Origin of the sequence: Amphritea sp. HPY, assembly GCF_050870985.1 — a bacterium.
GTDB lineage: Bacteria > Pseudomonadota > Gammaproteobacteria > Pseudomonadales > Balneatricaceae > Amphritea.
The window spans coordinates 3,208,603-3,234,977 of sequence record NZ_CP194015.1 but is presented as its reverse complement, the minus strand read 5'-3'; the positions used below and the strand labels follow the sequence as shown (position 1 = coordinate 3,234,977).

Sequence of the window (26,375 nt, the reverse complement as noted above, 5' to 3'; positions counted from 1 at the left end):
TTAATCTCCTGTATATTTAACGACCGTGGGCAGCAGACGGTCTTTCAGGAACCGCCATAGCCGACGCAGGAGATTAATCAGCGATTTCAGCAAACCCTTTTTTTCATGGGTCATAGTGTATTTAGTGTCAGACATAATTCACCTCTGTTTAGCCTATAGCGCCCTCCAGACTTACCTCCATCAATGCTTGTGCCTCTACCGCAAACTCCATTGGTAGCTTATGAAACACCTCTTTACAGAAGCCACTGACCAGCATGGAGACGGCCGCTTCAGTATCGATACCCCGTTGCTGGCAGTAATAAAGCTGCTCATCACTGATCTTGGTGGTGGTCGCTTCATGTTCTATCTGGGCCTGAGGGTGTTTTACTTCGATATAGGGCAGGGTGTGGGCGCCGCAGGATGCGCCGAGCAGCAATGAATCACACTGGCTGTAATTGCGGGAATCAAGTGCCTTCGGCCCGACTTTAACCAGGCCCCGGTAGCAGTTTTGTCCGTGCCCTGCGGATATTCCCTTGGAGATAATCGTGCTGCGGGTATGTTTACCGAGATGGGTCATCTTGGTGCCGGTATCGGCCTGCTGATAATTATTGGTCAGTGCAACGGAGTAGAACTCACCTACGGAATAATCGCCTTTCAGAATCACGCTGGGATACTTCCAGGTGATTGCCGAGCCTGTTTCTACCTGAGTCCAGGAGATTTTGCTGTGGGCACCGGCACAGAGGCCGCGCTTAGTGACGAAGTTGAAAATTCCGCCATTGCCTTCCTCATCCCCGGGGTACCAGTTTTGAACGGTGGCGTACTTAATTTCTGCGTTCTCAAGTGCCACCAGTTCAACCACCGCGGCGTGAAGCTGGTTCTCATCCCGCATCGGGGCTGTACAGCCCTCCAGATAGCTGACGTAGCTGTCATCTTCGGCAATGATCAGGGTGCGTTCGAACTGACCTGTGTTGGCAGAGTTGATACGGAAATAGGTGGACAGCTCCATCGGGCAGCGCACGCCTTTGGGGATATAACAGAAGGAGCCATCACTGAAAACCGCCGCGTTGAGGGCGGCATAGAAGTTGTCGGTATAGGGAACAACTGAACCCAGATAACGCTGCACCAGCTGCGGGTGCTTCTGTACCGCTTCAGAGAAGGAGCAGAATATAATTCCCTTTGCCGCCAGCTCGTCCTGAAACGTGGTCGCGACAGATACGCTGTCAAAAACTGCGTCAACGGCCACGCCAGCCAGACGGGCGCGCTCGTGCAGCGGAACCCCCAGCCGCTCGTACGTCCGGAGAATTTCCGGATCGACTTCGTCCAGGCTTTTAGGGCCTTCGGATGTTGTTCTGGGGGCTGAATAGTAGCAAATGGCGTTATAGTCGATCGGCTCATAATGCACGCGGGACCAACGGGGTACTGCCATGGTCAGCCAGTGAAAATAGGCCCGCAGGCGCCACTGCAGCATGAATTCTGGCTCGTTTTTTTTCGCGGAAATCTGGCGAATAACCGTTTCACTTAATCCCGGTGCCAAACTGTCAGAATCTACTTCTGTAACAAATCCCTGGCTGTAACCTCGCTCAAGCATGCGCTCAAGTGGAGGTGTTGTGGTAGCCATGAGGGGCTCTCCTCCCTTTTCAGGGTCTTACATTTTCAGATCGAAATTCTCTTTGTCAGCTGAAGGCTCATTATTTGTAGCTAATGGCTTATTATTATCAACTGAAAACTCTAGCTCCCTGGCTGATGGCTTTCTGTTATTCGCTGAAGGTCTTGTCTGAACCGATTGTCTCAGCAGAGCCTCCAGGCTTACTTGTTGCAGCGCTTCGTGGATCACGCCATTGATTCCCTGCCACTGCTGGCGAATGGCGCAATGGGACTCTATCTGACACAAGCCACTCTGACAGCTGCATTGCGTTAGTCCGATCGGGCCTTCCAGTATTTCTATAACCTCGGCCAGCGATATCTCCTGTGGAGCCTTTGCCAGTGTGTAGCCTCCCTGTTTGCCGCGGCTGGAATAGAGCAAGCCGCTCCGGCTCATTATCTTCAGCAGTTTGCTGACAGTACTGGCAGGTAATGTAACCTGCTGAGCCAGGCTGGCAGCACTATAAGAAGCCGCCGGGCTAAGTGCCATCTGAGCCAGAATAACGGTGCCGTAATCAGTCAGTTTGCTTACGCGCAACATCGGGTATTTCCTTTGTCTTTATACAGTACCAGTATAGTCCCATATAGGTTGCCTGCTCAGAATTCTTCCCCCTTGCATGCTGATTCAGCTAGGCTGATATTTGTACGGCTGCGGTCGCGATACTGAGATGTTTGCTAAGGAGCCTAAGAAAAGTGATCTTTAGCTGAGGCAGTATGAAGCCTGGAAAACAGATAGCATCTAACGTGAGAGTTATCCGCTTAGCGTTGGTCTTTGAGGGCGGCCTGGTTATCGTCGCCCTGATGCTGGGCTGGCTGGTTAATTCGCCACCGTTCGCGCAATTTCAGTTCGGCTGGCAAGGCGGAGCCTGGGGGACGTTGGCGACATTGCCGCCGTTGCTGGTTATGTTGATCGCTTCACAGTCGGGCTACGGTCCGATTAAGCACCTGTTTCGCCTGAGCCGCGAGCGTGTATTAATATTCTTTAGCGGTGCTTCTCTACTGGATCTTGCCCTGATCGCCGGTGTTGCCGGTATTGGGGAGGAGGCGCTGTTCAGGGGAGTGATACAAACCCGACTCGCAATTGAATTCACGCCCTGGGCTGGCATTGTGATTACCAGCCTTCTGTTTGGCCTGGTACATTTCATATCACTGAGTTATGCGATATTTGCGGCGTTGTTTAGTCTCTATCTGGGCTGGCTGTTGCTTAGCTTTGATAATCTTCTGGTGCCAATCATCACGCACGGGCTTTATGATTTTATTGTGCTTGCGTATTTGAAAGTTCGGCAGCCCAATCAGGTGCCGTCAAAATAGAAGCTCTTGAAATAGAAAAACCGCTGCAGCTGAAGGTCGGAGTTATTCAGTTTGTAGAATACGCACCATCTTCCTTTGTGGACCCCATGTGCCGGGAGGACCATTGAACACACCGGGCAGTGGGGTGTGACATTTGAGGCAGTGGCCGTCGTCGGTGAGTCCCCAATGGCCCAACTTGTACCAGCAACGCTCAATCAGCATGGCACCGCAGTTATGACAATACGTGCTTTCGCCGGCAGTATCATAGACGTTGCCTGTATAAGGGTAGCGGATGCCGTTTGCTATAGCGATTTCACGAGCACGGGTAAGGGTTTCAGGTGGTGTACTTGGCTTATCCATCATCTTCCAGTCGGGGTGAAAGGCGGAAAAATGCATGGGAATGTCAGGCCCCAGATGATCAACAACCCAGCGGGTCATGGCCTCAATTTCCTCGCTGGAGTCATTCTCACCCGGAATCAGCAGGTTGGTTATCTCGAACCAGACATCGGTTTCGTGTTTAAGGTATTCGAGGGTATCGAGTACCGCAGCCAGTTCTCCGCCACAGATTTTCTTATAGAATTTCTCGGTGAAGGCCTTCAGGTCGACATTGGCTGCATCCATATGGCGGTAAAATTCAGCTCTCGGTTCCGGGCAGATATAACCGGCTGTAACAGCAACACTCTTTAACCCCAGTTCATGGCAGGCATCAGCGGCATCCATGGCGTATTCCATAAATATCACCGGATCGTTGTACGTGTACGCAATGCCGATACAGCCGAGGCGTTTTGCGGTTGCCGCTAACTCTTCTGGCAGAGCCTGATCCGCCAGGATATCCATCTCCCTGGATTTGCTCATATCCCAGTTCTGACAGAATTTACAGGCCAGATTACAGCCAGCGGTACCAAAGGAAAGAATTGAATTGCCGGGCAGAAAATGGTTGAGTGGCTTCTTCTCTATCGGGTCGATACAGAAGCCGCTGGAACGGCCCCAGGTATACAGCATGATCTGGTCGTCTTCGCGGCCACGTACAAAACACAGACCGCGCTGGCCTTCGCGCAGTTTACAGGCGCGGGGGCAGACGTCGCACTGGATGCGATCATCATCAAGCTTATGCCAGTATTTGGTCGGTAATATTTTATGGGTTTCCGGAATCATTTGTCGCCTCACTGCTGCCTAAGCAAAGTACTCTCCTTAAGTATAGCCAGAGCATAATAGTAAGTAGGAAAGGACTTATACAGCGCCACTGGAGCAAGTTCTAACGTTCCAGCAGGTGTCGTTTGTTGGTTTCAATCTCCCACTCCTTAGCATCTGGCGGACCCTCTTTAACCTCATCAATATTGGGCCAGATAGCAGCCAGTTCGGCATTGAGCTTTATAAACTCCTGTTGATCTGCAGGCACATCTTTTTCTTCCATAATTGCATCGACAGGACATTCCGGTTCACACAGCGCGCAGTCGATACACTCTTCGGGATTGATAACCAGAAAGTTAGGTCCTTCATAGAAGCAATCCACCGGACAGACATCGACGCAGTCGGTGTATTTGCATTTGATACAGGGCTCAGTCACTACAAAAGTCATAGTAAGGTCTTCTCCTTTCAAGATATACCGCATTGGTCAGTATAGCTGCGTTGGATGGGTGGATTGGACTCAATAATAGTCATTAGTGATTTTATGGTTTTCCAGCCCAACTATACTCATGGATGCTATGAAGCTTCTGTGCATAGGTTTCATAAATCAACTCAACTCACTCAATTACTATGGAGGTGTGTCATGCCATTGCGTATTGGAGATGATGCCCCTGACTTCTCCACCGAAACGACTGAAGGAACAATCAATTTTTATGAATGGATAGGTGATAGCTGGGCGGTATTGTTTTCTCATCCAAAAGATTTTACCCCGGTTTGCACGACTGAACTGGGCTATATGGCGGGCCTTAAAGGCGAATTTGATAAACGAAACTGCAAGATCATTGGTCTGAGTATTGATGCCGTCAGTGACCATGTCCGCTGGGCGAAGGATATTGAAGAAACTCAGGGACATGCGCTCAATTATCCGCTGATAGGTGATACTGATCTGTCGGTTGCCAAATTGTTCGATATGATCCATCCAAATGCCAGTGGTAATGCTGCAGAAAGAACCGCGGCGGATAATGCTACTGTACGATCTGTATTTGTCATCGGACCGGATAAAAAGATAAAACTGATGCTCACCTACCCAATGAGTACCGGCCGCAACTTTGATGAGGTACTAAGGGTGCTTGATTCAATTCAGCTGACCGCGAAGCATCAGGTTGCAACACCGGTAAATTGGAAGGCGGGGGAAGATGTGATTATCGTGCCAGCAGTATCTGATGAAGAGGCGAAAAAGAAGTACCCACAAGGTTGGAAAGCCCCTAAGCCCTATATCCGAATAGTTCCTCAACCAGAATAATAAGTTGTCGGATAGCTTAAATATATTTTTATTAAAATAAGGAGCCTGTTCGCAGGCTCCTTAATGTTTAGTTCTGAATTGTCTTGCCAATATAAACCTCTGATATATATCAAACAAGAATAAGCTTATTCCTGTAGTATGCAGTGATCATTAAATAGACAGGCTTTTGGTACCGGATGTCTGTCTTGGAAGCTGCTTGCAGGTATTAATATGGATTTTGAGTGGATTATCGATCTTCTTGGCGAATCGGGGACGACCGCATTAGGAGGCTTTATTCTGGGTACTATGTTTGGTGCTTTTGCCCAGCGTAGCCAGTTTTGTCTGCGGGCAGCGGTGGTGGAATTTTGTCACGGAAAGCTAGGCCCGAAAGTTGGTATCTGGCTGCTGACATTTTCAGCGGCAGTGCTTGGAACTCAATTCCTTATAACATTTGATCTGCTGGATATTTCAGACTCACGTATGCTGGCGTCTTACGGCAGTTTATCCGGTGCAGTAATAGGTGGTTTGTTGTTTGGTGCCGGCATGGTGTTGGCACGGGGCTGTGGTGCCCGGCTGCTGGTACTGGCCGCGACCGGTAATCTGCGGGCATTGTGTTCCGGCTTGTTGTTTGCGACTGCGGCTCAGGCGACTTTGCGCGGCATATTTGCGCCGGTCAGGGACTCCGTAGCGGGCGCCTGGCTGCTACATGATGACGGCGGTCTGGAGTTAATCTCATTTCTCGGTTGGGGTGAGCATACCGGTATCTACATCGGTCTGGCCTGTGCCATCGTCGCCGTTATTATTGCGGCCAGGAATCGACTCAGCGGTTGGGGGTGGATTGGCGCTATTGGGGTTGGTTGTATGGTCGTCGGCGGCTGGTGGTTTACCTACCACATGTCATATCAGACCTTTGAACCGACCCAGGTAGAGAGCATGACATTTACCGGGCCGTCTGCGGATACTCTGATGTACTTCCTGACGCCAGGTGGGGCCCCTCTGGATTTCGATGTAGGGCTGGTGCCGGGGGTATTCCTGGGCTCTTTCCTGGCAGCCGTTCTATCCGGTACTTTTAAACTGCAGGGCTTTAAAGATGGCCGTAGCATGGTGCGTTATATTCTCGGTGCAGTCTTGATGGGCGTTGGTGGCATGCTGGCCGGAGGCTGTGCCGTGGGGGCAGGATTGACCGGTGGTTCGGCGTTTTCGATTACCGCATGGGTTGCGCTGGCGTCGATGTGGGTGGGTGCCGGTGTTACTGATCTGCTGGTTGATCGTACCTCTCACCTGGTAAAACCGGGGCCGGCTGAAAAAGAGGCCGGTGAGCCGTCAGAAGCAGCGGAACCTGAGCGGCAAGAGGACCGGGTCAGGGCATAGGTGATCAAGGATCAGGCTATTTGCAGGAAGAAGGAAAAAAGTAGTAAAAACCGCTTGACCAGAAGCGGTCCGATAAATATTATACGCCCCGTCTTCCGGTAACGGGAAACGGCCTCAGCGTCCCATTCGTCTAGTGGCCTAGGACACCGCCCTTTCACGGCGGTAACAGGGGTTCGAACCCCCTATGGGACGCCACTTTTTGCGGAATTAGCTCAGTTGGTAGAGCGGAACCTTGCCAAGGTTCAGGTCGTCGGTTCGAGCCCGATATTCCGCTCCAATTTCTCTACCTTTCATTGTTTGATTTGCTCTGCTTATTCCAGGCATTGCTTCTTTTGTCGTTTCGAATTATTCAGTTCTCAGTTCTCAGTTCTCAGCGATATCAACACGTTTCGTTAGCAATACTCTCAAGCTGTATTAATGACATATTCACATGTGGTTGTTTTGAAGGCTTCATGGATAATGCTGCGTGTCGTATTTGGCCCCTGATCCACTGCTTTTGTTTTTTTGTTATTTTATGCTTGACGATGTCGGATCAAGTTATTAATATACGCGCCTCCTCTGACGAGGAACGTTACTCAGGTAACTGCGTCCCATTCGTCTAGTGGCCTAGGACACCGCCCTTTCACGGCGGTAACAGGGGTTCGAACCCCCTATGGGACGCCACTCTTTTTGCGGAATTAGCTCAGTTGGTAGAGCGGAACCTTGCCAAGGTTCAGGTCGTCGGTTCGAGCCCGATATTCCGCTCCAAATACAGTTTGACTGTATGATGCGTCCCATTCGTCTAGTGGCCTAGGACACCGCCCTTTCACGGCGGTAACAGGGGTTCGAACCCCCTATGGGACGCCACTTTTTCTCCTTATGCCCAGTCTGGCAATATTCTTTAATCTGCTCCATATAAAGCCTGATCAAGGTTGTATATACTGCCGTCTGAACAGTATGTTTAGGTACACAGTGATATGGTAAGGTTGATACGGACATCCTTGATTCTTATCTGTATAAGTTTCACGGCCTCTCATTCTTTAGCGGGTTCTGTAATCGTCGCGCCCGATGTTGAGGTCGGTGTTGTCGACAGAGCTTTTCTGGTTTCAGTTTTTTCTATGCGTGTAACTCGCTGGCAAGATGGCACGCCGATCCGCGTGTTTGTCTATCCTGACCGTGATCCGGCGCATTTTCAGTTTGTTAAGCAGCGTCTTAAAATATTCCCCTATCAGCTTCGCAATACCTGGGACCGGGCTCTCTATACCGGCTCCGGAGAATCACCTCGCCAGGTAAATTCCGCAGCCGAAATGATACAACGCATAGCTCAAACTCCGGGAGCAATCGGTTATATCGCCGATGAAGAGATCACAATGGACGGTGTGAGGGGTATCGATGAATATTAAACGGCATTTTCTGATTTTTTTATCAGCCTGTAGCTTGTTATTGAGCGGTGCGGCCCGGGCCGAATTTGATCCTGAGGCATTAAAAATTCACGGTTTTATTACCCAGGGATTTTTTTACACCGATCATAATAATGTCTACGGCGAGAGCAGTGATCAGGGCAGCCTGGATTTTCGTGAACTGGCGATTAATACCTCGTATCGATTTACTCCACGTTTACGGGGTGCGGTTCAGTTGATGTCGCGCCGGGCGGGCGAAGTGGATGATGGAACGCCTCAGATTGACTATGCACTACTGGATTACCGTTTTAGTGATGCTGTGGATAACCAGTTCGGCGTCCGTTTCGGGCGGCTTAAAATTCCTTTTGGTTTTTATAACGAAACCCGGGATGTGGCATTTACCCGGCCAACGATAATGCTGCCGCAGTCGCTTTACTTCGATCAGGCCCGAGATCTGGAACTCTCGGTTGATGGTGGAATCTTCTATAGCTATGTTGAAGTGCCTGGCGGGCGCCTGGATATTGATCTTTTATATGGCATACCGCAAAAAGATCGAAATGTTGAATACGCTTATCTGGGGTTTGATGCGACAGGCTCGTTCGATGATTCAGAAGGCTATATGGCCCGGGCTATATATAATGATGACTCGGGCGCATATCGTATTGGCGCGACGCTAGCCGAATATAAACTGGGTTATAAACCTGCGGGAGGCCCTGGCTTTCCGCTCGATTTTTTTGAGTTTGATGCCGGCGATATGATACTCAATCTAGCGCTTCTCTCTGCCCAGTATAATGCTGAAAAATGGAGCCTGACAGCGGAATATATGCAACATGATATCGACTGGAGCGAGATGGGGGGGCTGTTTACCCCCCGGCCGGAATCGACAATTGAATCTTTTTATATACAGGGCCAGTATCGTTTGAGCCAGGAATGGGACCTGGTGTTGCGTTATGATGAGTTATTGCTGGATAAAAATGACCCCGACGGTATCGCCAATAGCGCAATATTCCCCAAGCCCGCCCATGCTTTTTATAGTAAAGACTGGACCTTTGGAGTTGGTTGGGCACCGACACAGGATTGGCTGATCAGGGCCGAGTATCACCGGGTTGAAGGTACCGGCTGGCTACCAGAGCAGGATAATCCTGGCCCGGCGGCAGCCCAGCGCAAAAACTGGAATATTTACGCGTTGCAAGCGACTTACCGCTTTTGATTATTTAGGACGATATACGGGCAGGAAATGAGTAACAATACCGGCAGGTTTCTGAGCTTGCGCTGGAAAATTTATATGATTCTCATTCTGGTTCTGGTCGGAGTGCAGGGGGCTTATGCCCTGTTTTCCCTGTATCAGCTTGAGTATCAGTTCCAGCAGCAGCGCCAGCAGATTAACAGTGCTGAAATAGCACGCCTCAATGGCTCTATCGAAGCGTCCTATCAGCGCTTACTTGAGGCCGCTGAACTATTGCCTTTAGTCGATACATCGCAGAGTGCCGACTATATCAGTCCGTTGGCTAAATTATCGCAGACTATTAATCTCAAGTTCGATGCATTCCAGCTGAATGGTTCAGTCAATGCTGCCTACCTGTATGATGGCGAGGCCAGGATGGTTGGTTTCTGGGGGGATAAGATTCATATACCTGAAGCGGAGATTCGAGCGGTATATGAAACCGAGCGACCACTGCGAAAGCTGGTTTGCAGCACCAGCTGTATCCGCTATGTCGCGATCCCGATTCAGCTCGATGGTGAGAAAGCTGGCGTGTTGATGGTGGGCCGTTTTCTATATGATGTCATCTATGACATTAAGCAGCAGACCACTCTCGATATTGGTTTGGCACTGCAGGCGCCGGAGCGGGTTGGTGAGCTGGCGAACTGGGGATTGTTGATTAATTCGCTGACAAATCGTCCGCGCAATCAGGTTTTACTGGAGCAACTCAGTGTTCAACAGCAGTTTGATAAGGCTGGTGGAGAATATCGCCTGGCTGTCGGAGATCGTCAATATGAGGTGATCTTTTCCCCCCTGGAAGGCTTGTCTGAAGGTATGGCTTACTGGGTGGTTATGGACGATATAACCGGTCACCTGAAAAGTATCAGAGAGAGCTTGTTGAATTACCTGCTCTTGGGTGTGGGTGGTATCTCAACAGCGCTGCTTCTGCTGGCATTACTGCTGCAGAAACCGATCGATTTTTTTGTTCTGCTGGCCAACCAGTTACCCCTGCTTAGTAAAAGTTCTTATCCCGAGTTTCGTGAGGCCTTACAGCGGCATCAGCAACGAGCTAAGCGGATCGGGCATGATGAACGGGACCTTTTGGTAAGCTCATCTCTGCAGTTGAGTGATCAGCTGCAAAGTTTAGAAGAAGAGATTAGTGAGCGAACCGATAGCCTTGAGAAAAGCCGTCTGGCGCTGCGCAAAGAGCGGGATTTCCTGTACAGCCTGACTGAAGCTGCACCGCTGTTGATCCTCACTCAAAACCAGCAAGGCGAGCTGCGCAGTGTTAACCATTTCGGTATACAGTTGTTAAATCTGAAGGCGGGTCAGCTCAGAAAAGTGAATTACAACGGTTTGCTGCAGCGGGAAGATGAGCGGCTTGAATTTAATGCTCAGATTAGTCGCTTAATGGCCGGGCTTGAAAGCCAGGTGCGTACCGATAGCGTGTTGCTGGATCATGCGGGTAATCGTCATGATATATCCTGGTTGCATGCCCGGTTACGGCATAACGATGGTGATGTGCCGCTGATCCTGAGTATCGGTATGGATATCAGTGATCGCAAGCGGGCAGAGCGGCGTCTGCACTGGCTGGCTAACCACGACCCTCTGACTGAGCGGCCAAACCGTTTGTTCTTTATGAGTTATCTGAATGATGCGATTGAAACCAGCAGAAATCAGGATACGAATGTCTCTATTTTGTTTATCGATCTGGATCGGTTTAAAGAAGTTAATGATTCTTTAGGCCATGCGGTTGGTGACCGGTTATTAAAAGTAGCGACTAAGCGGATAAATGAATGTATCCGGGAGAGTGATCTGCTGGCGCGACTGGGCAGTGATGAATTCACTGTTCTGTTGACCAGTGTGCGTAATCTTGAAGGTGCGGAGGTGGTTGCCAGTAAGATTTTGCAGGCTTTTCAGCAACCGTTCTGGATCGGTGAGTATGAGATTGTCGTTACCGCCAGCATTGGTATAAGCCTGTTCCCGGATCATGGCAATGATGGGGCTAGCCTGATTAAACATGCCGATGTGGCGATGTTCCAGGCAAAAGATGCCGGTAAAAACTGCTATTACGTTTATGATGTGGAAAAAGACCATCAGCGTTTTGAACGTTTTTCTTTAGGGGCCGATCTGCGTAAAGCGATTCAGCATGATGAGCTGGTACTGCATTACCAGCCTCAGATTGACGCTGTTTCAGGGACGGTAATCGGGGTTGAGGCGCTGGTTCGGTGGCAGCATCCCGTGGTTGGCCTGTTGCCGCCAAATCGATTTATACCTCTGGCTGAAGAGCTGGATCTTATTATTCCCCTGGGTGAGTGGGTGTTGCGAGAAGCCTGCCGGCAGATGAAAGCATGGCAGTTATTAGGTTTCCCGCAGATGAAGGTGGCGGTGAATCTGGCAGGACAACAGATTGCTCACGAAAGATTACTGGCTTCGGTCGAAGGTGCATTGGAAGAATCGGGCCTTGACGCGGAATGGCTGGAGTTGGAAGTCACCGAAAATTTTGTTATTCAGCAGCCGGAGGTAACCGTTGGTAAGTTGACCTACCTGCGGGATAAGGGGATTACGCTGGCGATGGATGACTTCGGTACAGGCTATTCGTCGCTTAGTTATCTGAAAAAACTACCGATCGATAAGTTAAAAATCGATCGCAGCTTCGTCAAAGATATCGGCGTTGATCGCAGTGATGAATCGATTATCAAGGCGACCCTGGCGATGTGCCATTCATTGGGGTTACAGGTAGTCGCAGAAGGTGTGGAAACGCAGGAACAGCTGGATTTTATGGTGCAACACCGCTGTACTCTGATACAAGGCTTTTATTTCAGTAAGCCGCTTTCGGCGGATGATCTGATGGACTTTGTCTGTAGCCAGGGGCAATTGGTTATTGAAAGCTCAGAGCCGGAATAGCATCGCTTGTCCGGCTTGCAGAATTTTGTAGTGATAGATGAGTTTATCGGGCCTTCTTCAGGGCGGGGCCTGTAGTTCAGTTCTGACCGAACACGCTGGCCCTTGAGTTAAGGTAATCGAACTCTTCACCTTTATCTTCTGCTGCAAAGCGTAGCTCATCGAGCTGTTGGAATTTATCGATCTCATGGTCTGGCATGTTGTGCAGGCAGTTGCCGCCAAAAAACCAGAGCAGGTCCCGGGCGATCAGGTGGGCCAGTTGTGGGTACATTCGGAACGCCCGGTCAATGAAGTTCTCACCATCCTGATAGACGTGTTCTGAACCTTCCTCAAAGTCTTTGATCAGTTGCTGAAAGTCCAGGATGAATTGCTCTTCTTCATTGGTGATGTCATCCAGCGTGAATGGCTCAGATTTAATAAAGTTGTTGTAAGCAATCTTAAGGAAGTTCAGGTGGTGGAACTGGTAAGGCGTCATTGGTTTCTCCGATCAATTCAGGTGGCTATTGTATAAGGTGAGGCGAGATGCAGCCAGAGGAAGTGCAATTGAATTTGCTGTAATCAGGTTCAGGCTTCGCCGAAGACAAGAGATACCCAGCTGCAGTGTTGTTCGTAACGGATGCGCCCATTTTTATAAAACCAAAAGCGGTACCGGTACAATAACCAGTTGAAAAAATGGCTCCCTATCCCCATTTATGCAGTTCAACCTATTAACAGGATCAGGCATGACAACAGCGCTGGCAATTAAAGATCTGCGTAAGGTCTATGGAAACGGTTTCGAAGCCCTTAAGGGGATCTCTTTTGAGGTGCAGGAAGGTGACTTCTTTGCGCTGCTGGGACCGAACGGAGCGGGAAAATCCACGACGCTGGGGATAGTCTCCTCGCTGGTGAATAAAACTTCAGGTCAGGTTGAGGTGTTTGGCTATGACCTGGATACACAGGCGAGCAAGGCCAAATGTCAGCTGGGAGTTGTACCGCAGGAGTTCAATTTCAACATGTTTGAGAAGGTGAAGGATATTCTCACCACTCAGGCAGGTTATTACGGTATTGCCGCTGATGAGGCCAGTGAAAGGGCTGATTTTTATCTGCGTAAGTTAGGTCTGTGGGATAAACGGAATGAGATCTCCCGGATGCTCTCCGGCGGCATGAAACGGCGTCTGATGATCGCTCGTGCGTTGATGCATGAACCGCGACTGCTGATTCTTGATGAGCCAACCGCTGGCGTGGATATCGAATTGCGTCGCTCAATGTGGCAATTTCTGCAGGAGATCAACGCCGAAGGCACCACGATTATTCTGACTACCCACTACCTGGAAGAGGCCGAGAGCCTGTGCCGCAATATAGGTATTATCGATCACGGCCATATTGTGCAGAACACCAGTATTCGTAAATTGCTGCAACAGCTGGATACTGAAACCTTTATTTTGGATATTACCCCGGTACAAGCCCAGTGCCCGGTGATTGATGGCTATCCGCTGAAACTGGAAGGTGATCATACTTTGCTGGTGGATGTGCATAAGTCCAAGGGGCTGACCGGCATCTTCAGTCAATTGGTCGAGCTGGGGATCGAAGTGACCAGTATGCGTAACAAGAGTAATCGCCTGGAAGAACTGTTCGTAACGCTGGTGAACAAGAATCTGGAGCAGGAAAGCTCATGAGCAACCGTGAAGTGCGTAACAAGAGCAACCGTCTGGAAGAACTGTTCGTAACGCTGGTGAATAAGAATCTGGAGCAGGAAAGTTCATGAGCAACCGTGAAATCTTTATTGCCTTCTGGACCATAGTGGTTCGTGAGGTACGTCGTTTTACCCGGATCTGGGGGCAGACGCTATTACCGCCAGCGATTACCATGACGCTGTATTTCATTATTTTCGGCAATCTGATCGGTTCCCGCATCGGCGATATGGGCGGCTTCGACTATATGGAATATATAGTGCCTGGCCTGATCATGATGTCGGTGATTACTAACTCCTACAGTAATGTAGTGTCATCGTTCTACAGCACTAAGTTTCAGCGCCATATTGAAGAGCTGCTGGTTTCGCCGACACCGAACTGGGTCATTCTCTGTGGCTATGTCATTGGTGGCTCAGTGCGGGGACTTTTGGTGGGGCTGATCGTGACCTTGTTGTCGCTGTTTTTTACCGATCTGCATATCCATAACCTGTTGGTGATGTGCTCAGTGGTATTACTGACCGCGATATTGTTCTCCCTTGGCGGCTTTATTAACGCTATCTATGCCAATAGCTTTGATGATGTATCGATTATTCCGACTTTTGTCCTGACCCCGCTGACCTATCTGGGCGGAGTGTTTTATTCGATCAATCTGCTGCCTGAATTCTGGCAGGGGGTGTCACAGCTGAATCCGATACTGTACATGGTTAACACCTTTCGCTACGGTATTCTTGGCGTCAGCGATATCGATGTCGGCTTTGCCTACGGTATGATTATCGGTTTTATCGCCATCCTGTTCAGCTTCTCTCTGTATCTGCTGAAAACGGGTAAAGGTATTCGTCAGTGATATAAATATCATCAAAGTCTGGCAGAAAGAGTCGTTGTAAGCTGTCATAAAAATATTGTGACAGACAGATATAGCAGGTTGTGAAATGAAGAAAGTTGAATCCGGTTTAGAACATGCCCCGCTGGGGGCCGATACTGAGTATGTAAATCAGTATGACGCCTCGTTGTTGTATCCCATCGCCCGCCACCTGAACTGGCAGGCGCAGGGAATCGAACGCAATACGCTGCCGTTCTTTGGTGTCGATATCTGGAACGCCTATGAAATATCCTGGCTGAATGCTAAAGGCAAACCGGTGGTGCGTTTGGCGGAATTTCGGATTCCGGCAACCAGCAGCCATATTATCGAATCGAAATCGTTCAAGCTGTACCTGAACTCGTTTAACCTGACCCGGTTTGAGTCAGAAGCCGATGTTGTAGCGCGGATGGCTGATGACCTTTCCGCCGCCGCAGAAGGGCAGGTAGAGGTGATTTTCAGCCACCCGGATACCACCGCCGCTATTGAGCCATTCCATGGCGAATGCCTGGATGAGCTTGATGTTGAGATCAGTGATTATAGTCCGGCACCAGAGCGTCTTAGCTCAGCGGGGAAAGAAGTTTCTGAAACTTTGTACAGTCATCTGCTGAAATCCAATTGTCCGGTCACCGGGCAGCCGGACTGGGCCAGTATCGCGATAGAGTATAAAGGTCCGGCGATAGACCAGGCCGGATTACTGCAATACCTGATTTCCTACCGTGAACATGGCGACTTCCATGAGCAGTGTGTTGAGTCGATCTTTATGGATATCTGGAACCGTTGTAAGCCGGCGGAACTTACAGTGTATGCCCGTTATCTGCGTCGTGGTGGACTGGATATCAACCCTTATCGCAGTAGCGTACAGCAACAACCCGATAACCTGCGTCTGAGTCGTCAGTAACAGAGCCAGCAGGTATATAAGTGAAACAAACAGGAGACGTCATGGACGCACTGGACAATCTTCATCAGCGGGTGTCGATTCCTGCATTGCAGGAACCTGCGCCGACCCCGGAGCAGCTTGATAATATGTACCGGGCAGCCCTGCGGGCCCCTGACCATGGCGCTATCCGTCCATGGCGTTTCCTGAACGTGCAGGGCGATGCCCGGGTTAAACTGGGTCAGCTGTTCGCCAAAGCCGCGATGCTGAAAGATCCTGAATTGTCAGAGGAACGGTTAGCTAAGTTTCAGGCCATGCCCCTGCGAGCACCATTGCTTATTATCGCGATAGCGAAAACCAAAGAACATCCGAAGGTGCCTCATTCTGAACAGCTGATATCCGCCGGATGCGCGGTGCAGAATATGTTGCTGGCAGCCCATGCCCAGGATTTGGGCGCGATGTGGCGAACCGGCGATATGGCCTATGATGAGACTGTTCATCAGGGGCTGGAGCTGTCTGAAGGCGAAGAGATAGTCGGCTATCTGTATCTGGGCACACCGGCACGCAGCCGTAAAGTACCGCAGCTGGATATCGACAAGTTTGTCAGTGACTGGAGCTGATTGGTAACAGCGCTGAGCTGCCAGCCAAGTAATAGGGGAACAGGAATGAGCGATCAACAGCAGAGTGATTATCAGCAGACAGCCGGGCAGTTTCTTGATTGGCTCAAAGGCGAGATTCCACTGATCAACCACATGGGATTCGGTGATCTGGTATACGATGGCCGCTCACTGCAAATGCCTGCAGCGCTGGCTCCTAATGTTAACGACAAAGGCACCGGCTTTGGCGGTTCGCTGGCAACACTGGCCACACTCTGCGGCTGGGCTATGGTCACCCTCTACCTGCGGGAGCAGGGCCGCGACTGTGATGTCATGATCCGTGACAGCCAGTTGCAATACCTGGCCCCGGTTACCGGAGACTTTTCCGCCGTTACTGCACTGCCAGACGATGCCGAGTTAACCACCTTTATGTCATACATGGACAACAAAGGTCGCGGCCGGCTGAACCTCGAAGTCGAAGTTCGGCAGGGGGATGTCGTCGCGATGAAGTTAAGCGGGGCGTATACAGCGATTGAAAGGCAGTAGCTAGAACGTTGCTCCGCAACTAGCTAGAACGGAAAGCAGGCTTTCCTGCTAGTGGCTAGAAAATGCGAAGATCAAAAGCAAAAGAACACCAGTATCCCATATCCCTTTATGATGTGAACAAGGTCTTTAGCATCTACAGCTAGTGGCTAGAAAAATACTGGAAGCCTGATTCAATGAAAGCCTCATAAGTTAGGAATGAATAAAAAAACCGGATGGCCTGAGCCATCCGGTTATTTATGATACTACCTCTTTTTAGTCGGTTGAATCGAAGACAGTTAAACTACCAAACTCATCGCCGATAAACAGATCCTGAGAACAGGAAGTGTGGAACTGCACGGTTTCTTTCAGCGTACCTTGGGTGTTTCCGCCAGGCTTTTCATCGTAGATAAAGAACGCATGGCGAGGCGAGATCCGCTTCTTGCTGCCGCCGACAATGAAGATATCATTGAGATCGACATAACCACTGAACTGGGTTCTGCCCCTGTGGTCCTCAACGATAATGTAGGCCGGATCGACACCCATGGAATCACCGTCGATAATGACCTCGTTTCCGTCCTGACTGTGATCAGAATCGTTATCGCCTTCATACAGCATAGTGAGGCTGGTTGGCTTGGCGTTTTCGCAAACATCGCCCCACACCAGTACAAGTTCCGGATCAGTATCTGAAACCGGACAATCCGCATGGGTACACTGGCCAGTGACCGTACCGATGTTTTCAACCGGACCGGGATCTGTGTCGAGTACGTCATAGGTCACATCGACAGAACAACTCTCTCCCGGCGCCAGGGATGCAGCACAAGGTGCATTCTCGGTCATGGTCAGATCGTCATCTACGGTAACGGTATTCAGCGTAATATTGCCGATGTTGGTTGCCGTGATCCGGTAGGCGATGGTATCGCCACTGGAGATCAGACCATTACCGTCAGCATCATTAACGATAGACAGGAACACCTTGTCGGCCATGATGGCCGGAGTCTGTGCAACCGGTTCATTGAGCGGATCGTCGTCGGAGACGTCATCACCGATCGGAGGGGTACCGGTGGCAGTACCGATGTTATCGATCTCTCCGGCATCCACATCCGCCTGGGTGACGGTGTAGGTGGCGGTACATTGGGTCGTATCGCCCGGCGCCATGGTGCCGCCCTGAGCAATCGGACTACAGCTGATGGCACTCAGACCGCTGTGCGGGTCGGTGACCTGCAGGTTGGTGAGGGTGACATTACCGGTGTTCTCGACATCGTAGGTGTAGGTGATGGTATCGCCTACCTCATTGGTGCCGGTGGCATCGGAGCTCTTCACGATATCGATGGCCGGAGTCTGTGCAACCGGTTCATTGAGCGGATCGTCGTCGGAGACGTCATCACCGATCGGAGGGGTACCGGTGGCAGTACCGATGTTATCGATCTCTCCGGCATCCACATCCGCCTGGGTGACGGTGTAGGTGGCGGTACATTGGGTCGTATCGCCCGGCGCCATGGTGCCGCCCTGAGCAATCGGACTACAGCTGATGGCACTCAGACCGCTGTGCGGGTCGGTGACCTGCAGGTTGGTGAGGGTGACATTACCGGTGTTCTCGACATCGTAGGTGTAGGTGATGGTATCGCCTACGCCATTGGTGCCGGTGGCATCGGAGCTCTTCACGATATCGATGGCCGGAGTCTGTGCAACCGGTTCATTGAGCGGATCGTCGTCGGAGACGTCATCACCGATCGGAGGGGTACCGGTGGCAGTACCGATGTTATCGATCTCTCCGGCATCCACATCCGCCTGGGTGACGGTGTAGGTGGCGGTACATTGGGTCGTATCGCCCGGCGCCATGGTGCCGCCCTGAGCAATCGGACTACAGCTGATGGCACTCAGACCGCTGTGCGGGTCGGTGACCTGCAGGTTGGTGAGGGTGACATTACCGGTGTTCTCGACATCGTAGGTGTAGGTGATGGTATCGCCTACCTCGTTGGTGCCGGTGGCATCGGAGCTCTTCACGATATCGATGGCCGGAGTCTGTGCAACCGGTTCATTGAGCGGATCGTCGTCGGAGACGTCATCACCGATCGGAGGGGTACCGGTGGCAGTACCGATGTTATCGATCTCTCCGGCATCCACATCCGCCTGGGTGACGGTGTAGGTGGCGGTACATTGGGTCGTATCGCCCGGCGCCATGGTGCCGCCCTGAGCAATCGGACTACAGCTGATGGCACTCAGACCGCTGTGCGGGTCGGTGACCTGCAGGTTGGTGAGGGTGACATTACCGGTGTTCTCGACATCGTAGGTGTAGGTGATGGTATCGCCTACGCCATTGGTGCCGGTGGCATCGGAGCTCTTCACGATATCGATGGCCGGAGTCTGTGCAACCGGTTCATTGAGCGGATCGTCGTCGGAGACGTCATCACCGATCGGAGGGGTACCGGTGGCAGTACCGATGTTATCGATCTCTCCGGCATCCACATCCGCCTGGGTGACGGTGTAGGTGGCGGTACATTGGGTCGTATCGCCCGGCGCCATGGTGCCGCCCTGAGCAATCGGACTACAGCTGATGGCACTCAGACCGCTGTGCGGGTCGGTGACCTGCAGGTTGGTGAGGGTGACATTACCGGTGTTCTCGACATCGTAGGTGTAGGTGATGGTATCGCCTACGCCATTGGTGCCGGTGGCATCGGAGCTCTTCACGATATCGATGGCCGGAGTCTGTGCAACCGGTTCATTGAGCGGATCGTCGTCGGAGACGTCATCACCGATCGGAGGGGTACCGGTGGCAGTACCGATGTTATCGATCTCTCCGGCATCCACATCCGCCTGGGTGACGGTGTAGGTGGCGGTACATTGGGTCGTATCGCCCGGCGCCATGGTGCCGCCCTGAGCAATCGGACTACAGCTGATGGCACTCAGACCGCTGTGCGGGTCGGTGACCTGCAGGTTGGTGAGGGTGACATTACCGGTGTTCTCGACATCGTAGGTGTAGGTGATGGTATCGCCTACCTCGTTGGTGCCGGTGGCATCGGAGCTCTTCACGATATCGATGGCCGGAGTCTGTGCAACCGGTTCATTGAGCGGATCGTCGTCGGAGACGTCATCACCGATCGGAGGGGTACCGGTGGCAGTACCGATGTTATCGATCTCTCCGGCATCCACATCCGCCTGGGTGACGGTGTAGGTGGCGGTACATTGGGTCGTATCGCCCGGCGCCATGGTGCCGCCCTGAGCAATCGGACTACAGCTGATGGCACTCAGACCGCTGTGCGGGTCGGTGACCTGCAGGTTGGTGAGGGTGACATTACCGGTGTTCTCGACATCGTAGGTGTAGGTGATGGTATCGCCTACGCCATTGGTGCCGGTGGCATCGGAGCTCTTCACGATATCGATGGCCGGAGTCTGTGCAACCGGTTCATTGAGCGGATCGTCGTCGGAGACGTCATCACCGATCGGAGGGGTACCGGTGGCAGTACCGATGTTATCGATCTCTCCGGCATCCACATCCGCCTGGGTGACGGTGTAGGTGGCGGTACATTGGGTCGTATCGCCCGGCGCCATGGTGCCGCCCTGAGCAATCGGACTACAGCTGATGGCACTCAGACCGCTGTGCGGGTCGGTGACCTGCAGGTTGGTGAGGGTGACATTACCGGTGTTCTCGACATCGTAGGTGTAGGTGATGGTATCGCCTACGCCATTGGTGCCGGTGGCATCGGAGCTCTTCACGATATCGATGGCCGGAGTCTGTGCAACCGGTTCATTGAGCGGATCGTCGTCGGAGACGTCATCACCGATCGGAGGGGTACCGGTGGCAGTACCGATGTTATCGATCTCTCCGGCATCCACATCCGCCTGGGTGACGGTGTAGGTGGCGGTACATTGGGTCGTATCGCCCGGCGCCATGGTGCCGCCCTGAGCAATCGGACTACAGCTGATGGCACTCAGACCGCTGTGCGGGTCGGTGACCTGCAGGTTGGTGAGGGTGACATTACCGGTGTTCTCGACATCGTAGGTGTAGGTGATGGTATCGCCTACGCCATTGGTGCCGGTGGCATCGGAGCTCTTCACGATATCGATGGCCGGAGTCTGTGCAACCGGTTCATTGAGCGGATCGTCGTCGGAGACGTCATCACCGATCGGAGGGGTACCGGTGGCAGTACCGATGTTATCGATCTCTCCGGCATCCACATCCGCCTGGGTGACGGTGTAGGTGGCGGTACATTGGGTCGTATCGCCCGGCGCCATGGTGCCGCCCTGAGCAATCGGACTACAGCTGATGGCACTCAGACCGCTGTGCGGGTCGGTGACCTGCAGGTTGGTGAGGGTGACATTACCGGTGTTCTCGACATCGTAGGTGTAGGTGATGGTATCGCCTACGCCATTGGTGCCGGTGGCATCGGAGCTCTTCACGATATCGATGGCCGGAGTCTGTGCAACCGGTTCATTGAGCGGATCGTCGTCGGAGACGTCATCACCGATCGGAGGGGTACCGGTGGCAGTACCGATGTTATCGATCTCTCCGGCATCCACATCCGCCTGGGTGACGGTGTAGGTGGCGGTACATTGGGTCGTATCGCCCGGCGCCATGGTGCCGCCCTGAGCAATCGGACTACAGCTGATGGCACTCAGACCGCTGTGCGGGTCGGTGACCTGCAGGTTGGTGAGGGTGACATTACCGGTGTTCTCGACATCGTAGGTGTAGGTGATGGTATCGCCTACGCCATTGGTGCCGGTGGCATCGGAGCTCTTCACGATATCGATGGCCGGAGTCTGTGCAACCGGTTCATTGAGCGGATCGTCGTCGGAGACGTCATCACCGATCGGAGGGGTACCGGTGGCAGTACCGATGTTATCGATCTCTCCGGCATCCACATCCGCCTGGGTGACGGTGTAGGTGGCGGTACATTGGGTCGTATCGCCCGGCGCCATGGTGCCGCCCTGAGCAATCGGACTACAGCTGATGGCACTCAGACCGCTGTGCGGGTCGGTGACCTGCAGGTTGGTGAGGGTGACATTACCGGTGTTCTCGACATCGTAGGTGTAGGTGATGGTATCGCCTACGCCATTGGTGCCGGTGGCATCGGAGCTCTTCACGATATCGATGGCCGGAGTCTGTGCAACCGGTTCATTGAGCGGATCGTCGTCGGAGACGTCATCACCGATCGGAGGGGTACCGGTGGCAGTACCGATGTTATCGATCTCTCCGGCATCCACATCCGCCTGGGTGACGGTGTAGGTGGCGGTACATTGGGTCGTATCGCCCGGCGCCATGGTGCCGCCCTGAGCAATCGGACTACAGCTGATGGCACTCAGACCGCTGTGCGGGTCGGTGACCTGCAGGTTGGTGAGGGTGACATTACCGGTGTTCTCGACATCGTAGGTGTAGGTGATGGTATCGCCTACGCCATTGGTGCCGGTGGCATCGGAGCTCTTCACGATATCGATGGCCGGAGTCTGTGCAACCGGTTCATTGAGCGGATCGTCGTCGGAGACGTCATCACCGATCGGAGGGGTACCGGTGGCAGTACCGATGTTATCGATCTCTCCGGCATCCACATCCGCCTGGGTGACGGTGTAGGTGGCGGTACATTGGGTCGTATCGCCCGGCGCCATGGTGCCGCCCTGAGCAATCGGACTACAGCTGATGGCACTCAGACCGCTGTGCGGGTCGGTGACCTGCAGGTTGGTGAGGGTGACATTACCGGTGTTCTCGACATCGTAGGTGTAGGTGATGGTATCGCCTACGCCATTGGTGCCGGTGGCATCGGAGCTCTTCACGATATCGATGGCCGGATTCCGTGCGACCGGTTCGGTCAGTGGATCGTCATCGGTAACATCAGGACCGCTCGGCGGCGTGCCGGTGGCGGTACCGGTGTTATCGATCTGTCCGGCATCGACGTCAGCCTGAGTGACCGTGTAGGTGGCGGAGCACTGGGTAGTATCACCCGGTGCCATGGTGCCACCCTGGGCAATCGGACTACAGCTGATCGCGCTCAGACCGCTGTGCGGGTCGGTGACCTGCAGGTTGGTCAGCGTCACATTACCGGTGTTCTCGACATCATAGGTGTAGGTGATAGTGTCACCCACGGCGTTGGTGCCGGTGGCATTGGAACTCTTAACGATATTAATGGACGGATCCTGTTCAAAGATTACCGTCGAGTCATCAGCGTCATTAAAAGGTCCCAATCCATTGATGACGAATACAGTCAGGAGATTGGTAATTGATCCAAGGTTGGCATTGTCGAACATAACATTGAAGGTACAGTCAACAGTTCCAAGCGGAGCAACAACCTGGCCAAGCAAGCCTGAGCAGCCTGCTAACATCTCGGTGTTATGCTTATCGTCCGTAAGATTATCGATTGTAAAAGCAAACAATGAATCATTGTTTGTGATCTCCAGCTTATAGGGGACCGTTACCGGATAAACGGCACTGAACGGTACTGTCTCGGTATCTGTAAATAAGCTATCGCCATCCGCATTATTGGTTTTGACAACAGTGAAGTCCGGTGCCCGTAGAGCCAGGGTATTGGTGATGGTACAGAGATAATCTGCCCCGCTCACCGGTATGTTTACATTTAGTGAAGTACAATCCGGACAGTCTACAGTTGGATGGCTATTCGCCGAACGGTCTACACAGCTGATAGCTGTATCATAGAACAATAGATCCGTTCCGCTACCAGCCACCTCACTAACAGTATGGAGGCCTTCAACGACTTCTACCCGTCCGGTTGTACCATTATGGCCTACATCAGTGGCTTCAGGATTTCCGTCGATCAATAGATTAAACAGACCACCATCTTCAGCTGGACTTAATACCTTGACTACCTCAATAAATTTATCAGGTACTTCAATTGGCACTTCTATAGAAGCGCAGCGGCACTTGGAAGGTGATCCTGGGTATGCCCCTTCGGGACCGGTACAGAGATCATTTGCGCCAGGTTGACGCCAGCTAGTACAGTTAGGTATATCAAGCAGTCCATTACCGTCTGAGTCCAGACATTGAACGGTGAGAGTGACCCTTGGAAATTGCGGGTTGTGATCGTCGTCTATATCACCGCAAGTATCCTGTATATTTGAAACCACGTTGGTATCAGGGAAGGTATCACCGGTGCCATCAAGATCCAGCCAGGGCGGATCCGGCGCATAGGCTGGTGTAACCGCGGTACAGGTGCCGGTGAGGGCGTCACCGCCATCCTGGGCAAACCAGATACCTATATCATGACGTGCCTGGGCTGTCAGCAGGACTTCAAAGTCTGCGGTAAAAGTAACGTCGTCACCCGGATAGGCACAACCGTCATCGAGAACATCTACATTCGTGACATCCGCTAGCTGGATATCGTTGGCGGTACAGTTCAGACCGAAGCCGGCAACGTCCTCCATACAGCCGATATCTGGCATGATATCCGGGTTACCATTATTGTCGGCCATGGCCGTCTGTGCACCAAAAAGCATGCAGAGGAACAGCAAACTGTACACTGCCGTCTGCCTTAGCTGGTGCCAACAGCCTGAAGTTATTGATTGATTATTCATTATGAATCCCCTCGTATTTCACTCGCCGCGATACATCTGCGGTGGGGCTTTGTCGTTTGTTGTTTTATGGGTAAGTGAAACAAACCAGTCTCACCTGTTAGTTTTGGCTTCCCACCTGAAACTGCTTGTGAGAACACCGAACGTGATTGAAAAAAATATTTTAAAACGTGTTTTAGCCTGTTTAATTGTTTCTGAATCAGGCCCCTGACGGTGGTGCTTTTGGGGGGGCTGTGTTGCTAATTCCCCACTACAATTGTGCTGCTACCGTCTTTATGAGTCTGTGTTAAATTCGGTTATGTTTTGTGATGCATCATCCCCCAGCTTTTGGTTCAAGCTGAACTGAAACCGTTTGTTCGCCGGATATACCGGCACCGTATAGAATATTGGCCGGCTCATAGCCCGGCGCTGCGATGCTCAGTGTGCGCTCTCCTGGCCCAAGCTGGGAAAATCTGAAATCTCCATTAGAAGTTGATGTCGATTTGTGAATTGATTCATAAGTTATACCGTTGTCCCGGTATACCCAGCTAAGTACTACATTGGCAGCGGGAATCGGATCGCCATAGTTATCTGTAATCTGTCCAAGAAGCTGATAGCTGCCAATATCGAGAATTAACTCGACCTCCTTTTCATCACCATCCTGAAGCATGATTCCGCTTACATTTAACTTAGGAAGTGAAGATGTCCCCAGAACAAGTTCGCCTTTGGGAACGCTTTCGGCGGTGAAGTAGCCAGCGCTATTACCGGTCACTGTGACAAGGCTGCTGGACGAGCTTTTGCTGCGTAGAAACAGGGTGAAATTGGGTACAGGATTGCCGTTAAGATCGATCATCTGGCCGGTAAGATTACCTACCCCCATTGGCTTAAGGTTAATCGCCAGGTTACTCAGACCATCAACAGGGACGATAACTTGATTCTGTCTATAGAGTTCGTACGGGCCCTGCGGTGAAACCCAAAGGATATAATCATTGCCTGCTTCGACGTTTGCCATGGTGAACTTTCCGGAACTGTCTGTGACACCGCTGAACTTACGTTTAGTCGATGAGGATTTCAGATAGACCCGTTCGCCTGATATGGCTGAGCCGGAACTGCTTAAAGAGCCCGAGACACTAACCAGGTTTTTATCCGGCTTGAGCGTAATACTTCTTTCGATTTCAGTTACTTTTTGTGTTTCCATACTGCTGAGACGGAGCAGCTGCTCCTGATAACCATCAGCCCAGAACTGGAGGGTATAACCTGCATTTCCCTTAACATTTATATTGAGGTTGTAATAGCCATCACGATTGGTAAAGATCGCAAGATCCGGATTCGAAAACGGTACAATCTCAACGCCGGATAGCGGCTCTCCTGCTGCATTTTCAACTGTTCCATATATTAAAATTGTGCGTTGTTCAGTCAGCACCAATTTAACGTTTTCGATACCTGTGCGGGTGGTGAGGCTGGCTGGTGAGGGGTAGTAATCACTGATAACGGTCTCGACTTTATATTCACCTTCGGCAAGCGTGGGCAGATGGAAAGTGCCTGAACTATTGGTGATCGAGCTTTGTACTAAAGTACCCGGAGTGAGTTTTTCTGCAGTCTGTTCGTCGAAAATACGACTGACTTTTGCAATCACCTCTATGCCTGAAACCGGCCAGCCCATTTGATCGATAACCTGCCCTGAAATTGAATAACTACCATAAGCGCCAATCTTGGACGGATTATTATCGGCATTGGTTTGTGATGCTGCCTGAGTGTTTCTGTTTAGCCTTGAAGACCGGCTATTAACTGTGCCCTGGGATGATTTGTCGTGATATTTGACGGGTGCCTGTGATTCAGGATTATTTGTATATTCTGCTGCCGATAGCTGCTGCTGAGCTCGATCATTTGACCTGGACTGTAAATTGTAACCAGAGGAGGTTTGATTACTTCCGTTTTTATACGATGAATAAATCACGTCAACTGAATTGTTGCTACTATCTATCTGATTATCTATCTGATTATCAGTTCTGGATATTGCGGAATGTACCTGGTGAGAGGCTGTATAAGGAGTCGCGCTATTATATAAGAACCCAGAAAATATGCTGAAAGTAATGTATAAAAGTGCTCCGATAGCTATGAAAATAGCTATGTTAAGAATGCTTATGTAGCCATGTTGCCTGTATGCACGGTTGTTTAACAC

At 51.6% G+C, this 26,375-nt stretch carries 19 protein-coding genes and 5 tRNA genes; 16 read left to right on the top strand and 8 right to left on the bottom strand.

What is annotated here, in order from left to right:
- From ACQUQM_RS14365 to ACQUQM_RS14355, 3 genes are read right to left on the bottom strand one after another with little or no spacing between them, the layout of a single operon-like run.
- Positions 1-135: a hypothetical protein gene (locus ACQUQM_RS14365; protein WP_432470581.1), complete on the bottom strand. Its 135-nt coding sequence runs from the start codon at positions 133-135 to the stop codon at positions 1-3.
- Positions 136-148: 13 nt separating this feature from the next.
- The gene (gene sufB / locus ACQUQM_RS14360) at positions 149-1,597 is read right to left on the bottom strand and encodes a Fe-S cluster assembly protein SufB (RefSeq protein ID WP_432470580.1); all 1,449 of its coding nucleotides are present in this window, start codon (positions 1,595-1,597) and stop codon (positions 149-151) included.
- A 27-nt stretch (positions 1,598-1,624) separates the two neighbouring features.
- Positions 1,625-2,161, bottom strand: a complete 537-nt coding sequence (locus ACQUQM_RS14355; RefSeq protein WP_432470579.1) for an SUF system Fe-S cluster assembly regulator — start codon at positions 2,159-2,161, stop codon at positions 1,625-1,627.
- A 173-nt stretch (positions 2,162-2,334) separates the two neighbouring features.
- Between ACQUQM_RS14355 and ACQUQM_RS14350 the strand changes: the two genes are divergently transcribed.
- A complete protein-coding gene (locus ACQUQM_RS14350; RefSeq protein ID WP_432470578.1) occupies positions 2,335-2,931 on the top strand; it encodes a CPBP family intramembrane glutamic endopeptidase in 597 nt (198 codons plus the stop codon).
- Between the two features lie 42 nt (positions 2,932-2,973).
- Here ACQUQM_RS14350 and amrS read toward each other — a convergent pair whose 3' ends face one another.
- Together amrS and fdxA are read right to left on the bottom strand one after the other, a co-directional pair.
- A complete protein-coding gene (amrS, locus tag ACQUQM_RS14345) occupies positions 2,974-4,065 on the bottom strand; it encodes an AmmeMemoRadiSam system radical SAM enzyme (protein WP_432470577.1) in 1,092 nt (363 codons plus the stop codon).
- 100 nt (positions 4,066-4,165) lie between these two features.
- The gene (fdxA, locus tag ACQUQM_RS14340; RefSeq protein ID WP_432470576.1) at positions 4,166-4,489 is read right to left on the bottom strand and encodes a ferredoxin FdxA; all 324 of its coding nucleotides are present in this window, start codon (positions 4,487-4,489) and stop codon (positions 4,166-4,168) included.
- A 192-nt stretch (positions 4,490-4,681) separates the two neighbouring features.
- On the opposite strand from fdxA, the gene ACQUQM_RS14335 reads away from it, so the two are divergent.
- From ACQUQM_RS14335 to ACQUQM_RS14290, 10 genes are all read left to right on the top strand, one after another.
- Entirely contained in the window at positions 4,682-5,341 is a 660-nt protein-coding gene (locus tag ACQUQM_RS14335) for a peroxiredoxin (protein WP_432470575.1), read from the top strand.
- A gap of 210 nt (positions 5,342-5,551) precedes the next feature.
- Positions 5,552-6,691, top strand: a complete 1,140-nt coding sequence (locus ACQUQM_RS14330) for a YeeE/YedE family protein (RefSeq protein WP_432470574.1) — start codon at positions 5,552-5,554, stop codon at positions 6,689-6,691.
- Positions 6,692-6,810: 119 nt separating this feature from the next.
- Positions 6,811-6,886: transfer RNA gene (locus tag ACQUQM_RS14325), tRNA-Glu, on the top strand.
- A gap of 6 nt (positions 6,887-6,892) precedes the next feature.
- Positions 6,893-6,968 (top strand) — tRNA-Gly (locus tag ACQUQM_RS14320).
- 310 nt (positions 6,969-7,278) lie between these two features.
- Positions 7,279-7,354 (top strand) — tRNA-Glu (locus ACQUQM_RS14315).
- Between the two features lie 8 nt (positions 7,355-7,362).
- Positions 7,363-7,438, top strand: a tRNA-Gly gene (locus ACQUQM_RS14310).
- A 23-nt stretch (positions 7,439-7,461) separates the two neighbouring features.
- A tRNA-Glu gene (locus ACQUQM_RS14305) sits at positions 7,462-7,537 on the top strand.
- A 251-nt stretch (positions 7,538-7,788) separates the two neighbouring features.
- Complete coding sequence (locus ACQUQM_RS14300) at positions 7,789-8,073, top strand: hypothetical protein (RefSeq protein ID WP_432470573.1); 285 nt, start codon at positions 7,789-7,791, stop codon at positions 8,071-8,073.
- Positions 8,063-9,280 carry a hypothetical protein gene (locus ACQUQM_RS14295; RefSeq protein ID WP_432470572.1) on the top strand — a complete coding sequence of 406 codons (1,218 nt, stop codon included), beginning with the start codon at positions 8,063-8,065 and terminating at the stop codon, positions 9,278-9,280. Before ACQUQM_RS14300 ends, ACQUQM_RS14295 begins: the two co-directional genes overlap by 11 nt.
- Positions 9,281-9,355: 75 nt before the next feature.
- Entirely contained in the window at positions 9,356-12,178 is a 2,823-nt protein-coding gene (locus ACQUQM_RS14290) for an EAL domain-containing protein (RefSeq protein ID WP_432470571.1), read from the top strand.
- A 76-nt stretch (positions 12,179-12,254) separates the two neighbouring features.
- On the opposite strand, the gene ACQUQM_RS14285 is transcribed toward ACQUQM_RS14290, so the two are convergent.
- Positions 12,255-12,650: a PA2817 family protein gene (locus ACQUQM_RS14285; protein ID WP_432470570.1), complete on the bottom strand. Its 396-nt coding sequence runs from the start codon at positions 12,648-12,650 to the stop codon at positions 12,255-12,257.
- Positions 12,651-12,897: 247 nt separating this feature from the next.
- On the opposite strand from ACQUQM_RS14285, the gene ACQUQM_RS14280 reads away from it, so the two are divergent.
- The 5 genes from ACQUQM_RS14280 (at position 12,898) to ACQUQM_RS14260 (ending at position 16,720) form a co-directional block, all read left to right on the top strand.
- Positions 12,898-13,830, top strand: a complete 933-nt coding sequence (locus ACQUQM_RS14280; RefSeq protein ID WP_432470569.1) for an ABC transporter ATP-binding protein — start codon at positions 12,898-12,900, stop codon at positions 13,828-13,830.
- Between the two features lie 85 nt (positions 13,831-13,915).
- On the top strand, positions 13,916-14,689 hold the full coding sequence (locus ACQUQM_RS14275; RefSeq protein WP_432470568.1) for an ABC transporter permease: 774 nt from the start codon (positions 13,916-13,918) through the stop codon (positions 14,687-14,689).
- Between the two features lie 85 nt (positions 14,690-14,774).
- Positions 14,775-15,602 (top strand): NADPH-dependent 7-cyano-7-deazaguanine reductase QueF, encoded by an 828-nt coding sequence (gene queF / locus ACQUQM_RS14270; RefSeq protein ID WP_432470567.1) that lies wholly within the window; start codon positions 14,775-14,777, stop codon positions 15,600-15,602.
- Between the two features lie 20 nt (positions 15,603-15,622).
- On the top strand, positions 15,623-16,198 hold the full coding sequence (locus ACQUQM_RS14265) for a nitroreductase family protein (RefSeq protein WP_432470566.1): 576 nt from the start codon (positions 15,623-15,625) through the stop codon (positions 16,196-16,198).
- A gap of 45 nt (positions 16,199-16,243) precedes the next feature.
- Positions 16,244-16,720: a YiiD C-terminal domain-containing protein gene (locus ACQUQM_RS14260; protein WP_432470565.1), complete on the top strand. Its 477-nt coding sequence runs from the start codon at positions 16,244-16,246 to the stop codon at positions 16,718-16,720.
- Between the two features lie 252 nt (positions 16,721-16,972).
- Here ACQUQM_RS14260 and ACQUQM_RS14255 read toward each other — a convergent pair whose 3' ends face one another.
- Both ACQUQM_RS14255 and ACQUQM_RS14250 read right to left on the bottom strand, forming a co-directional pair.
- The gene (locus ACQUQM_RS14255) at positions 16,973-24,217 is read right to left on the bottom strand and encodes a DUF7507 domain-containing protein (RefSeq protein WP_432470564.1); all 7,245 of its coding nucleotides are present in this window, start codon (positions 24,215-24,217) and stop codon (positions 16,973-16,975) included.
- 310 nt (positions 24,218-24,527) lie between these two features.
- Positions 24,528-26,375: a carboxypeptidase-like regulatory domain-containing protein gene (locus ACQUQM_RS14250; RefSeq protein WP_432470563.1), complete on the bottom strand. Its 1,848-nt coding sequence runs from the start codon at positions 26,373-26,375 to the stop codon at positions 24,528-24,530.

Excerpts from the sequence above, each read along its gene's own strand:
- sufB (WP_432470580.1), bottom strand. The coding sequence starts at position 1,597 with ATGGCTACCACAACACCTCCACTTGAGCGCATGCTTGAGCGAGGTTAC.
- ACQUQM_RS14335 (WP_432470575.1), top strand. The coding sequence starts at position 4,682 with ATGCCATTGCGTATTGGAGATGATGCCCCTGACTTCTCCACCGAAACG.
- ACQUQM_RS14350 (WP_432470578.1), top strand. The coding sequence starts at position 2,335 with ATGAAGCCTGGAAAACAGATAGCATCTAACGTGAGAGTTATCCGCTTA.
- ACQUQM_RS14255 (WP_432470564.1), bottom strand. The coding sequence starts at position 24,217 with ATGAATAATCAATCAATAACTTCAGGCTGTTGGCACCAGCTAAGGCAG.
- ACQUQM_RS14290 (WP_432470571.1), top strand. The coding sequence starts at position 9,356 with ATGATTCTCATTCTGGTTCTGGTCGGAGTGCAGGGGGCTTATGCCCTG.
- ACQUQM_RS14300 (WP_432470573.1), top strand. The coding sequence starts at position 7,789 with ATGCGTGTAACTCGCTGGCAAGATGGCACGCCGATCCGCGTGTTTGTC.
- amrS (WP_432470577.1), bottom strand. The coding sequence starts at position 4,065 with ATGATTCCGGAAACCCATAAAATATTACCGACCAAATACTGGCATAAG.
- ACQUQM_RS14275 (WP_432470568.1), top strand. The coding sequence starts at position 13,916 with ATGAGCAACCGTGAAATCTTTATTGCCTTCTGGACCATAGTGGTTCGT.
- ACQUQM_RS14365 (WP_432470581.1), bottom strand. The coding sequence starts at position 135 with ATGTCTGACACTAAATACACTATGACCCATGAAAAAAAGGGTTTGCTG.
- fdxA (WP_432470576.1), bottom strand. The coding sequence starts at position 4,489 with ATGACTTTTGTAGTGACTGAGCCCTGTATCAAATGCAAATACACCGAC.
- ACQUQM_RS14295 (WP_432470572.1), top strand. The coding sequence starts at position 8,063 with ATGAATATTAAACGGCATTTTCTGATTTTTTTATCAGCCTGTAGCTTG.
- queF (WP_432470567.1), top strand. The coding sequence starts at position 14,775 with ATGAAGAAAGTTGAATCCGGTTTAGAACATGCCCCGCTGGGGGCCGAT.
- ACQUQM_RS14330 (WP_432470574.1), top strand. The coding sequence starts at position 5,552 with ATGGATTTTGAGTGGATTATCGATCTTCTTGGCGAATCGGGGACGACC.
- ACQUQM_RS14260 (WP_432470565.1), top strand. The coding sequence starts at position 16,244 with ATGAGCGATCAACAGCAGAGTGATTATCAGCAGACAGCCGGGCAGTTT.
- ACQUQM_RS14280 (WP_432470569.1), top strand. The coding sequence starts at position 12,898 with ATGACAACAGCGCTGGCAATTAAAGATCTGCGTAAGGTCTATGGAAAC.
- ACQUQM_RS14355 (WP_432470579.1), bottom strand. The coding sequence starts at position 2,161 with ATGTTGCGCGTAAGCAAACTGACTGATTACGGCACCGTTATTCTGGCT.
- ACQUQM_RS14285 (WP_432470570.1), bottom strand. The coding sequence starts at position 12,650 with ATGACGCCTTACCAGTTCCACCACCTGAACTTCCTTAAGATTGCTTAC.